Source organism: Nostoc sp. GT001 (genome assembly GCF_030382115.1).
Classification (GTDB): domain Bacteria; phylum Cyanobacteriota; class Cyanobacteriia; order Cyanobacteriales; family Nostocaceae; genus Nostoc.
Genome location: NZ_JAUDRJ010000003.1, coordinates 6723041 through 6734970, shown reverse-complemented (window position 1 = coordinate 6734970; position 11930 = coordinate 6723041). Strand labels below are relative to the sequence as shown.

The 11930-nt window shown below is 41.7% G+C and carries 9 protein-coding genes; 5 read left to right on the top strand and 4 right to left on the bottom strand.

The features are described 5' to 3' along the window. The first annotated feature begins 214 nt into the window (after nt 1-214). Both QUD05_RS31350 and QUD05_RS31345 read left to right on the top strand, forming a co-directional pair. Nucleotides 215-442 carry a hypothetical protein gene (locus QUD05_RS31350; protein WP_289799455.1) on the top strand — a complete coding sequence of 76 codons (228 nt, stop codon included), beginning with the start codon at nt 215-217 and terminating at the stop codon, nt 440-442. 239 nt (nt 443-681) lie between these two features. Beyond that, entirely contained in the window at nt 682-3027 is a 2346-nt protein-coding gene (locus tag QUD05_RS31345) for a GNAT family N-acetyltransferase (protein ID WP_289799454.1), read from the top strand. 363 nt (nt 3028-3390) lie between these two features. Here QUD05_RS31345 and QUD05_RS31340 read toward each other — a convergent pair whose 3' ends face one another. Genes QUD05_RS31340 through QUD05_RS31325 form a run of 4 tightly spaced genes read right to left on the bottom strand, consistent with a single transcriptional unit; the run spans nt 3391 to nt 8015 of the window. Further along, complete coding sequence (locus QUD05_RS31340) at nt 3391-4032, bottom strand: FHA domain-containing protein (RefSeq protein ID WP_289799453.1); 642 nt, start codon at nt 4030-4032, stop codon at nt 3391-3393. Next, nucleotides 4010-6199, bottom strand: a complete 2190-nt coding sequence (locus tag QUD05_RS31335; RefSeq protein ID WP_289799452.1) for a substrate-binding domain-containing protein — start codon at nt 6197-6199, stop codon at nt 4010-4012. The genes QUD05_RS31340 and QUD05_RS31335 overlap by 23 nt, the downstream gene beginning before the upstream one ends. Further along, complete coding sequence (locus tag QUD05_RS31330) at nt 6192-6872, bottom strand: response regulator transcription factor (RefSeq protein ID WP_289799451.1); 681 nt, start codon at nt 6870-6872, stop codon at nt 6192-6194. Before QUD05_RS31330 ends, QUD05_RS31335 begins: the two co-directional genes overlap by 8 nt. Nucleotides 6873-6893: 21 nt before the next feature. Next, nucleotides 6894-8015 carry a sensor histidine kinase gene (locus QUD05_RS31325; RefSeq protein ID WP_289799450.1) on the bottom strand — a complete coding sequence of 374 codons (1122 nt, stop codon included), beginning with the start codon at nt 8013-8015 and terminating at the stop codon, nt 6894-6896. An 815-nt stretch (nt 8016-8830) separates the two neighbouring features. On the opposite strand from QUD05_RS31325, the gene QUD05_RS31320 reads away from it, so the two are divergent. From QUD05_RS31320 to QUD05_RS31310, 3 genes are all read left to right on the top strand, one after another. Next, a complete protein-coding gene (locus tag QUD05_RS31320) occupies nt 8831-9670 on the top strand; it encodes a Pvc16 family protein (RefSeq protein WP_289799449.1) in 840 nt (279 codons plus the stop codon). Between the two features lie 30 nt (nt 9671-9700). After that, the gene (locus tag QUD05_RS31315; RefSeq protein ID WP_289799448.1) at nt 9701-11362 is read left to right on the top strand and encodes a phage tail sheath family protein; all 1662 of its coding nucleotides are present in this window, start codon (nt 9701-9703) and stop codon (nt 11360-11362) included. Between the two features lie 96 nt (nt 11363-11458). After that, complete coding sequence (locus QUD05_RS31310; protein WP_094347975.1) at nt 11459-11914, top strand: phage tail protein; 456 nt, start codon at nt 11459-11461, stop codon at nt 11912-11914. Nucleotides 11915-11930 lie beyond the last annotated feature (16 nt).

The following is an 11930-nucleotide window of genomic DNA, read 5'->3' as shown; positions in this document are numbered from 1 at the left end:
GCTTAATTACTGGTAGTTATTAAACAACAAGCGCCTGAGGGCAAGAAATCTTAGTACGTCATTCGTGTCAGCGCTGTCGCCGCCGCAAAAACCCAGGTTTTTTCTACACTTGAAAAAAAGAAATTTCTTGTCCCCAGTCCAAGTATAGTTGACGCGTCAAGACTAAAACAGTTAACACAAATCAAATCACTTTTGATCCAGGAGAGGAATCTAAATGATTATTAACGACTTGACATACTTAGAGCAAGCTGAATCCGCAGATACAAACACTGTAGTAGGCGGTGGCGACTACGGCAAAGGCAAAGACTGGGGCAAAGACAAAGACAAAGATAAAGATAAAGACAAAGACAAAGACAAAGACAAAGACAAAGACTGGGACAAGTGGGGTAAGTGGGGTAAGTGGGGTAAGTGGAGCAAGTGGGTCAAGGTCTATGTCAAATAATAGAAATTGAGTGAGTGTTGCGTAACCCAAATGGTTGTGTAACTTTCCAGCGCGCTGGAGCTTAACTTTTCTCACCATTTCGGAATCACCGCAACCTCATACTTGCAAACCTGGGTTATTCCACTTTAGCTTTTGATAATTCACAAATCTCCTGGTTGTTGAAAGTCGATACTTGGCCGCTTTCAAGAACCAGAAGATTTTTTGCAACTGCGTCACTTTGCATCTGCCAGAGAGTCAGCATGAAAGACATTGAAATTGAGATCGTTGATAATTTTGAAACGTTCCAAACGATTAGAAACCATTGGGACTCCGTATACAAAACTGATCCTGAAGCTCAATTCTTCTTGTCTTGGACTTGGCTATCTGGTGTGCTGAAATGGTGCAGCCAGTTCCGTGCAACGTGGTTTATATTAGCGGCAAAATCAACTGCCCCAACTTCAGAGTATGTGGCATTTTTTCCGCTAGAAATTGCGATCGCAGAACATCCCGAAGGCTGTCTCCAGAGTCGTCTCTCAATGATGGGAGTTGCAGATTCAGAGCATCTTGGGTTTATTTGCTTGCCAGAATATGAAGCAGCAGTCACTTCTGCCTTTGCCCAGTTCCTTCAGCAACAGCAGGAAACTTGGGCTATTTTTGAAGTCGAAAAGATTCAAACTAACATTGGGCGAATGAGTCGGTTCCTGGATCAATTCTCCACAGAAGCCTTTGAATTGGCACAACAGGAACGGTTGAGCGATTTAGTAGATCAAATCGACAATAGCATTGTTCCGTACATCGCTTTGCCAGACGACTGGGAACAGTACCTACAAACCGTCGTTAGCTCCAACACTCGGCAGAAAATCAGACGCCTATTGAGAAAAGTTGAAAGCTCCAACGACTTCCACGTGACTCAGGTCAACGCAGAGAATTTAGATGTTCATCTAGAGATCCTCTTAGGATTTTGGCAAACCAATTGGGAAGGTAGAAAAGGCGCAGACTACTGCCAAAAAATCGTAGAGAAAATCGGGTTTTTTTTGCGTCATTGCTTTGAACACCAAAGCTTATACTTACCAGTTCTCTGGCATGGAAAGCAACCGCTGGGCGCGATCGCGAACCTAATGGATTTTGATCGCAAAACGGCTCTCTTCTTCATTGCAGGTCGCGACGACACCGTGAAAGAGTTTTCTTCTGGTCTGGTTCTTCATGCTTACGGGATTAAATATGCGATTGACAATAAATTTAAAGTCTATGATTTCCTGATGGGCAACGAGGCATACAAGTTTTCGTTTGGCGCTAAAGCCCGCCAGATCAAAACTATGGCGATCCAACCCAAGGGATCGCACCAAAATCAAGTGCTAAATTTAAGAACAATTCCAGAAGCGCTCCACCATTTTATCCATTACCAACAAACTAACCGACTCGATCGAGCAGAGCAAGGCTATCGTCAAATTCTCAACGTGCAACCTCAACATCCAGACGCACTCTATCGGTTAGGAATCTTGATGCACCAGAAAGGAAATTACTCAATCGCTGAAGAGTTGTTCAGAGATGTCCTTCAGGTGCAACCTCAATATGTGAAAGCCTGGTTTAGTTTAGGCAACTTGCATCAAGCTCAAAATAAATTACCAGAAGCAGAAGCAGCATATCAGCAAGCTTTAGCACTCCCCTCCGAATCCTCAATGCTTTCATCAGCAATCCATCATAATCTTGGCTATACGTTGCAACAACAGAATCAATGGGAAGCTGCGATCGCACATTACCAAAAATCCCAAGAACTCCAGCCCAACTCCATCGAAGCAGAAGTAATTTTGGCAAATGCCCGCTATGCTCAAGGAACATTATCCCCAGAAAAGCAGCTGCATTACGCCACCCTCAACTATGAATTGGGTCGCAGACGAAAACAGGTAGGTGATTTCAAGGTTGCGATCGAATACTATCGCCAATCCATCACAATGCAGCCCACTCTAGCAGAAGCTCACTATCACCTGGGCATGACATTCCAAAAACTAGGAAACTTGGACGACGCGATCGCATATTACCAAAGCGCCCAAGCCCTGCAACCCGACTATCTTCAAGCCGAAGTGAGTTTAGCGAATGCTATTTATGCTCAGGGAAAGCTGCCCTTAGAAAAACAAGCGCATTCTGCTGCCCTCAATTATAAATTAGGCAACCACTGCAAACAGGCAGATGATTTAGAAACTGCAACGGAATACTATCGGCAATCTCTCGTCCTCAATCCAAACCAACCAGAAGTTCACTATCATCTAGGATTTGCCCTAGAAGAACAAGGAAACTTGGACGAGGCCATCGCACATTACCAAAGCGCCCAAGCCTTGCGACCCAACTACCTTGAAGCCGAGGTAGGAATCGCAACCGTCCTCTATGCACAAGACAAGCTATTGGCAGCCGATCGAGATCACTATGCTGCACTCAATTACGATTTGGGCAAGGTTCACCACCAATCAGGAGATATGAAGACTGCAATCAAATACTATCAGCGAGCGATCATACTAAAGCCAGATTTGACAGAGGTTCGCGATCGTCTACGCCAAGCACTGCAAGAAGAGGACGGTATTAAAATTAAGGTCAGTGTTGCGAAACAATAGAAGTCAAGTGCCCGATTGAAAATCGCTGTAATATGTATGGCACTTTATTGACTTGATTCTTAATAAACTCAGGACTCTTTCAAGTCCGTTAATTCTTCAAACCTATACATGTCAGATTTTTCAGGCTTTATCAACAGTCGAACTCACGTTAAATCATCACAAAGACGCGATAAATGCCTTCTCTACAAAGGGATTTCCAAGAAATAAATTATTCAATTTTGTGGGGTAGGCAACATGAGCGCCCCTAATCAAGGGCTATCGTGTCGCCCACCCCACAATAAATAGTTGGATATTTTTTTATTTGGAAGTCCCAAAACGACTGATTATTGTAGAGATGGCGATTCATCGCGTCTCTTTGCAAAACTACACTACATATATAGTGAAATTAACTAGATTATCTTGACCAAATCGCAGCAAATCACCGTTGAGTAGGCGATACTGCATACCGGGAGTCAGAGGATTGTTGTTCAAATAAATACCATTTGTACTCATGTCAACAATCATGTAAGAATTTTGCGACCAGTCCCAATCGACTCGCGCATGACGACGAGAGACTATTCCCTCACTGGGAATGCTGGTCAAGTCAATTTCTGGCGGCGCTATTCCTGGACTCTGACTGCGGCGACCAATATAACCTCCTTCCCCAATGAGATGAAATTCTCTGCCAGTGCTATGAATCAGCTTTAAGGCTGGCGCTCTTTGAGGCGGGGGNGTATAAACAGGTGGTGTTGGTTGATAGGGAACTCGTGGCTGATAGACTGTTGAATAATCAATGGGGGCTTGTTGAGGAGCTTGGTAGTTAGGTTGGTCTGTAGGCGGCCGCTGATACTGAACAGGTGGTTGACTAGGTTGTTGTTGAATAGGTGGAGGTTGAGTAGGTGGTTGTGGTGTAGGAGAAACTACATTACCCACAGGGGTGGAACACCAGGGACAAACCTTAGCATTGTTAGGCAGGGCGCGGTTAAAATATTCGCAACTAGGATTAGGGCACCGATTTGCAGGCATAAGAATTTATATCATCAGGCATAGGTTGTAAAGCTACAAGACCTACTTTACTAAGTAAACACTGACCCTGACGAGTAGTTAGCATCTGGGCAAATGTAGAGCCACCAGGCAAGCGGCTGCTGTCTTTAGGGTACACTACAAAAATAGGGTATCCCAAGGGGTAGCTTTGGAAAGTTGTGACATCAACATAATAATCATCATGTTGACACAAATCATCTGAGGGAGTAATTGAGCGCCGATCGCGCTTTTGAAACAGAGGTTGAATAAGGGACTTTTTACCATCTGCGATCGCTAGAGGATAGCCAGTACACTGACTCGAAGTTTTACTGATAATCCCAAAACTGATAATACCAGTAGTTCGCCCATCTAAAGTTTCACTGCGTATCAGGTTTTGGGTTTTTGTTGTATCAAGTTTAGTAACTTTCGCTGCAAATAAAGCTTCGTCTTGAGGGGCATTTTGCAGAACTATTTGTTGAAATTTACTAATTGCTTCCGGTTCGGTTGGGGCAAAAGGTTTCACTGGCAGATTTGGAAGTTTGGGATTAATCTGCTGCCAATTAGTAATTTTACCTGTGTAAATTTGACGCAATTGCTCAAGATTAATTTTCCCCCCAAGAGCATTGGCAAGATTTGAGTCTCTTTTATTAAATGCGACAAAAACAAGTAACCCATCATAGGCTATTGCTTTTTTTGCAAGTTTATCTGTAATGTTGTCTACCAAACTAGTAATGGCAAAATCTTTTTTGTTTGTTTGAACTTCTTCAAGACTTTTAATTGGATTATTTATATTTGATGACAAAACAGATTTATAGTCAAATGTTGCTGTCGCATCTGGCTTTGGTCTGGTCAATAAATCTCCTAAACGACTGTTGTCCACTAATTGCGTTAAAACAAAACTCCATGTACTATCTTTTTCTCCTGTATAAGTAAATTGTCCAGAAGGAACGTTAGGGACTTCAGAAAAATTCCGCACAAGTTTAGACCATTGGATATATTGCTTAGGATTATCTGTTTTCCTGCCCCACAGCCAATACCAAATTCCCCCACCAAGTAGTAATAAAAATAGGATCACTAGCAAAATTAAGGGCATTGGCAAAGGCTTTTTTAGTTCTTGAGAACCTGGAGAACGCACTGAACTTGAACTTTTAGCACGATCTTCTTGAGGAAGTTCTAGTAGTGCTTTCCGAGCCGCTTCTGCACTCTCAAAAGGAGTTTCCAGCCCAATTAAACGATAAATAAATTGCTTTAAATAGCTATCAGTATCCGGCCATTGTTGACGATCTCTAGGGTCGAGAGGCTGGTTAGATGAAAAATTAGTTGTCCGTCCTACCCATAAATAAAAGGCTAATAATCCTAATGATTCTAAATCTTGCTCAGGTCTAGCAGGAGCAGGTTGAGGAATTCTTGGGGGAATAAATAAGTTTTCCCAAATAGCTAAATCACAAAAGTATATAGAAAACTTTTGATTATTTTCTACTTTAATTAAAGTACTATCTAAATTGATATTGCCGTGAGTGATACCTAGTTGTGTTTGATTGGAGGGGAAACGCAGTTTTTGGGTGTGGAGAAACTGGAGAGTTTGTAAACCTTGGTTTAGTACCTCACGCACCTCAAGAGATGTCATTGCTCCCTTTTCTATGAGATACTTACCTAAAGTTTGAGATGATTCGATTCCTTGAGTAATAAGATAACAGCGTTCTCCTTTTTCATCTGCGATCGCTTCTTTCGTTTCTACCAGACGGAAGTTTTGAATTCGACTATCGGCTAAACTTACTCCACCCACCCGTTTAAAAGTCTCTTTCCGCTTTTGAGTCTCACTTTCATTAAAAGAACGATTGGGGAGCAGATATTCTTTGATGATTACAGGTTGTTTGTCTTTAAGTTGAACACCTGAGTATAAACGGCCTAAACCCCGCACACCAACAAAACTAGTTATTTGATAAGTTCCCTGACTTCCTTTAATCTCAGCCTCCTGTGGTAAAGTTGCTGGAAAACCACATTCCAAGCAAAACTTAGCACCCTTGATTTGCTGCGCCGTTTGGAAGGGGCGATCGCAACTTAAGGGAGAATTGTACGAGCAGGGGTATTCTTGATAAAAAGATTCAAATGAAGCCATATCCAAAAAGTTTCGTAAATTGCGCCGACTACTTCCGTCGCGCTCAAGCATGAACTAATCCTAACTTGAGGGCAGTCACAATCGCTTGAGTCCGGCTAGTAACCTTCAATTTTTCAAAAATACTGGTGAGATGCGCCTTAACAGTAGCAACTGTTACATACAAATGTTTAGCGATTTCTTCATTAGAAGCACCTTGAGTTAACCAATATAAAACCTCTTGCTCTCTTTCAGTTAAATGCACCTCATGACAAGCTTTTACACAAGAATCTGAATAAGCTTGAAAAAACCGGAAAAATCGACTAGCAACTTCTGAAGGTAGATAAATTTCTGACCTAGTTACAGTATCAATAGCTTCACACAATTGGGTTGCTACACGATTTTTAAACACATAACCTGCGGCTCCCCCCTGCATCGCTCTAAAAATCCAGTCGTCTTCTTGATGAGCCGACAATACTAAAACTTTGCCAGTGTAAGCAGCTTCTTTAAGACGTGCCAAAACTGTAATTCCATCACATCCTTTCAATTGCATATCCAGCAAAATTAAATCTGGACACTTCTGGGTTGTAAACTTTAAAACCTGCTCAACAGAATCTGCATCACCAATAACTTCTACAGGTAACGCAGAATTAATACTATAAAAATTTAGGAGAGTACGTAATCCTTGACGAAAGCGTTCTTCGTCATCTACGAGTAAAACTGACAGTTTATTACTATTATTAATCATATTTTTATGAGGAATTATGAATTAATTCACGCTCCTTGAACGAGGTAAAATAATCGAGAATTGTGCCCCACTTTCTGATAAAACTTGTGCCCAGATACTTCCTTGATGATCCAAAATAATTTTTTTAGCAATAGTTAAACCCAGTCCTGTGCCTCCTTTGCGTCGAGAATAAAATGGGGTAAATATTTTTTGTAAGTCTTCTTGAGACAATCCTGGCCCTTGATCGGAGATTTTAATTAATACTTCATCTTGAAAAATTTGCCAACTACAGCTAATAGTTCCTGAATTAGGGCTGAAATGAACAGCATTACTGAGGATATTATCAAAAACTTGTTTCATTTGTAATTTGTCTATTTTCAGTATTGTCGATGTGTCGGGAATCAATATTTTCAGTTTTTTCTGACTAATTAGAGGTTGTAAATTTGTGATACTTTCACCCACTAAACTTCTTAAATCTTGATGTGTTACCCTTAATTTTGTACTTTGACCGCAATCAATTAGTTCATTTAAATTAGTATCTAAATCTTGTATACTTTCGCCGATGATTGTTGCTTGCTCTTGCCAAGGGCTATTTTCTAAACCTAAGCTGAGATTATGTGCATACAATCCGATGAGTCCTAGAGAGTTACGTAATTGATGACCGACTCGATGTAAGATATCTTCTAGGAGTTGAATTTCAGTTTTTTGTCTGCCATAGTCCAAGGAAATATCTACATACTTACTCAGCAGCATCGCAGAGCGTTTTACATATAGTTGTAAACTCGCCGAGAGAGGTTCATGAGTAATGATTTGAATATATTCAGTTTTCTGATTTCTATAGGATATGGGGCAAATGTAAGAAATAGATGAAAAGTCCTTAAGCTTAAATTCCTGTAAAGTCAAAACAGGCGGAAAATCTGTAAGCCATGCTTCCGAATGCAAATAAGCTAAAGTTTTTTGAGAAAAAGGAGCTTGATCTTGACTATAATTTATAACTTCTTGATTAGTTCTCAATAATGGATTGTGATAGACAATCCGAGCAAATAAAATTGGATATTGACTAGTTAATTGCTCAGACTCAAGCTGACAAAAGCCTTGGATGTCTGAGGGACTCAAATAATTAGAGCCATTGTCTAGTTTTTGGACAGAAAAGCCTAGTGTCATAGTTTCACTCGCTTTTTGCAACCAAATGTTTTTACTTTTCTGCTGACCAGTATAAAATTATGCAGTCTCAGTAATGTTTATTTTTTTGTTAAGTTATCTTTTGGGATAATTCATCCAAATAATTATTAAGGTTTGTATTCACACGTATATCAAGCTAACTTTGCTGTGTAAAGAAGTTTGTAGTAAAGACTTTAGTCCTGATGTTAAGCACTGAAATGCTTACTACGTACCCAAGCTTTCGTTAGCTTAATGGACTACTTGGGCGGGCTTTTCAGCCATTAGTGTCGAGTTAAGATGAAATCACTAGGGTCAACTAGTATAGCTGGAGACTGGATGAAAAGTCTTTTTATCTTTAGGTTTTATCCTCCTCAAATTAAAATTGAACAAAAATAATAAACGGCTGCCCGAATTCAATAAACGGCTGCCCAAATTCAATAAACAACACCTTGAATTCGATAAACGACTGCCCGAATTCAATAAACGGCTGCCCAAATTCAATAAACAACACCTCGAATTCGATAAACGACTGCCCGAATTTAATAAACGACACCCCGAATTCGATGAACTTACCTTTAACATTTGGGCTTCTGCCTTAATTAACTTGACACCAATGCTTTTCAGCCCACTCCACATAAAAAAATGTAGTGTGTCTAATTAAGAACTGCTCTAGATTAATCTACAAACTGAATTTGCTGCTTTACGGATTCTTGACCCGATACCCCATTTAAAAAATATCGACAAAAGTCTAATTAACTTTAGAAGCCCGATACATATACTGTAGAGGCATCTGGATTAGCTACCAGCAGCACACCTTCATGCTTATCTTCGTTCTTCAAACTTTAGCCGAAATTCTCGCTGGAGGAACCTCACTTACCAGTACAGAGCAAATTGACTTTAGCCATCCTGGTAATCGGAGGGAAGAGGGAGCAGGCCCGACTCTCAATTTATATATTTTTGATATACGTGAGAGTAAGCAGGTACAACATTCTGGTAGGCAAGTAGAACGCAAGCTAACACGCGCTTTACAACCTGCCACTGTAAATTGGGCACCAGCTTGGTTTGATGTTTCGCTGCTATTAACAGCCTGGGATAGAACAGCTTTAGGTGAGCATCACTTTATTAGTGAGGCGTTGACTGTGCTGTTGCGCCATCGCACCTTGGAAGAGGAGTTTTTGGTTCCTGAATTACGCGGCTATGGTAATTTGAACATGACAGTTGCCCTAGAGCCGCCAATTGAGATTGGCTCTTTATGGAGCGCTCTCAGTGTGCCATTGCGTTCAGCCTTATATTTGACAGTTACAATACCCTTCGAGCCACAACCGACTCCTGTGCCTTTGGTTTGGGAGCGAATTTTCAATTTGCGAAATCAATTGTCTCGCGATAGTGACAGTTTAGTATTAACCAGACGAGTTGCGATCGCAGGTATTGTCAAAAGTGCGGTGACAAATCTGCCGTTGGTAGCGACAGAAGTAGCTGTGAGGGGAACTGAAAAATCCATATTAACTACTAAAGAAGGGCTGTTCTTCTTTGAAGACCTTCATTTAGGTAATTATGTTTTGACTCTGAATCATCCTGGCTATTTACCCCAAAACGTCAATGCATTGGTAGATAACCAAAGTAATACTTTCAAAGAAATATTTCTAACTCCTGAATAATTAGATTTTTACTGACTTGGAGAGACTTTCATGGCTAGACTTGATTACTTTGCTCCTGGTGTCTACATTGAAGAAATTGACCGGGGTAGCCGACCAATTGAAGGTGTTAGCACGGCGGTTGGTGGATTTGTCGGCTTTACAGAAGATGTTCGGGGTGGGGCTGAATTATATAAGCCTGTGCTAATAACCAATTGGACGCAATATCTTAATCATTTTGCCCGTCCCAATTCTGATGGGTTCACCGACTTCAACGCCTATTTACCATTTTCAGTCTACGGCTACTTTATGAATGGTGGCGGTCGCTGTTGGGTAACAAGCATTGGAACTCAGTTACCAGGCGCACCTAGACCTGCGACTCCAGAACCGGCTACCCTCAGAATCAACTCTAGAGGTAATCGTCCAGCCCTCCGTTTTACTTTGCGTCCTGAGCAAGCATCAGGTGGATTAGTAAATATTGTAATTATTGATGGTTCGCCCCGCGCCTTACCCGAAGGTACTGAAGGAGAAGCGCCTCCAAATACAGGCGAATATTTCACCATCCAAATTCGTCGGGGAGATGAACTTCTAGAGGAATACGAGAACTTGACAATGAACCGCGAACCTGCTGGCCAGGTAGCAACTTATGCGCTGGCGGCATTGAGAAATTCGATGTATGTCACCGTAGAAGACATCACTCAAAGTGGACAGCCTTTAGCTCGTCGTCCCGTGAATGGTCAATATGAACTAGCGCCACCCATTGTTGCCGCCACACCGGATAGATTTTCGCAAAATTTAGAAGGGGTTCGAGACGATCGCACCGGGGTACGCGGTATCTTTGAAGTTGATGAAATCACAATGCTGGCTTGTCCTGATGTGATGCGGGCTTATCAAGAGCAAGTACTGAATTTAGATCAAGTCCACGGTATCATCGAACTGATGATTAGTATGTGCGAGGGTTCTGCCAGTGGCGATATTCCCAATCCGCCCAACCGCATGGTTGTATTGGATTCGCCACCGGAAGCCGTCAAACCGCAACAAGTAGTGGAATGGTTGAACAGATTTAACCGTCGTTCGATGTTTGCGGCCCTTTATTATCCTTGGATTAAAGTACCTAATCCACGCGATCGCGGTAATCCAATTTTAGTACCTCCTTGTGGCCATGTGATGGGTGTTTGGGCACGCACCGACGAAACCAGAGGAGTTTACAAAGCCCCAGCCAATGAAGTTCCCAGAGGCGTAATTGGTTTGGGCTATGACACAAACTTCCGCGAACAAGAACTATTAAACCCCTTGGGGATAAATTGTATTCGCAGCTTCCCCAATCGAGGTATCCGCATTTGGGGCGCACGCACTCTAGTTGAGCCAGATAAAACAGAGTGGCGTTACATCAGTGTGCGTAGATTAATTAGCTATATCGAGAAATCCCTAGAATTAGGGACTCAGTGGGTAGTTTTTGAACCGAACGACCAAGATTTATGGGCGCGTGTAACCCGCACCGTCAGTAACTTCTTAGAGCGCATTTGGCGTGAAGGTGCTTTATTTGGGGCATCTCCAGCACAAGCATTTTATGTTAAGTGCGACGAAGAATTGAACCCACCAGAAACCAGAATTTTAGGACGTTTATATATTGAAGTCGGTGTTTGTCCCGTCAGACCGGCTGAGTTTGTTGTTTTCCGCATCAGCCAATGGAATGGCATTGAAGATAGCGAATAGGGCATTGGGAATAGGGCATTGAGGAGAGAATTCTTATAATTCCTAACTCCTAACTCCCCATTTCAAAATTAACTACACACAAAGGAGTCTAAAAGTATGGCAGGCGAATTTTTAACCTCTTGTAAATTTTACTTCGAGGCTGACGGAATTACTGATAAATTCATCAAAGAAATTAGCGGACTAGGCGTTGAAAATACCCCAGCACAAGAAGTCCACGGTTCATCTAAAGGCGCTAAACTAATGCGTCAAGCTACACCAACTGTTGTTAAATTTACCAACATCACAGTAAAAGTCATCGCCACTGATGATATCGACCTTTATAAATGGTATCAAGACTGTAACGAAGACATGGGCGACCCTCGGAAGTGGTCACAGAATCGTAAGACTGGTTCAGTGGTTGCTTACGACCAACAAGGCTCAGAAAAAGCACGGTGGAACATTGTTAATTGTTATCCCTGTAAATACACCGGGCCGACCTTAACTGCCTCTGGTGGTGATATGGCGAATGAAACAGTTGAATTGGTTCACGAAGGAATTAAACGAATCAAATAATGGTAATTACGTAAAG

Bases quoted from the DNA above. Each gene is read 5' to 3' on its own strand.
- QUD05_RS31310 (WP_094347975.1), top strand. From the start codon at position 11,459: ATGGCAGGCGAATTTTTAACCTCTTGTAAATTTTACTTCGAGGCTGAC.
- QUD05_RS31315 (WP_289799448.1), top strand. From the start codon at position 9,701: ATGGCTAGACTTGATTACTTTGCTCCTGGTGTCTACATTGAAGAAATT.
- QUD05_RS31350 (WP_289799455.1), top strand. From the start codon at position 215: ATGATTATTAACGACTTGACATACTTAGAGCAAGCTGAATCCGCAGAT.
- QUD05_RS31320 (WP_289799449.1), top strand. From the start codon at position 8,831: ATGCTTATCTTCGTTCTTCAAACTTTAGCCGAAATTCTCGCTGGAGGA.
- QUD05_RS31330 (WP_289799451.1), bottom strand. From the start codon at position 6,872: ATGATTAATAATAGTAATAAACTGTCAGTTTTACTCGTAGATGACGAA.
- QUD05_RS31345 (WP_289799454.1), top strand. From the start codon at position 682: ATGAAAGACATTGAAATTGAGATCGTTGATAATTTTGAAACGTTCCAA.
- QUD05_RS31325 (WP_289799450.1), bottom strand. From the start codon at position 8,015: ATGACACTAGGCTTTTCTGTCCAAAAACTAGACAATGGCTCTAATTAT.
- QUD05_RS31335 (WP_289799452.1), bottom strand. From the start codon at position 6,199: ATGCTTGAGCGCGACGGAAGTAGTCGGCGCAATTTACGAAACTTTTTG.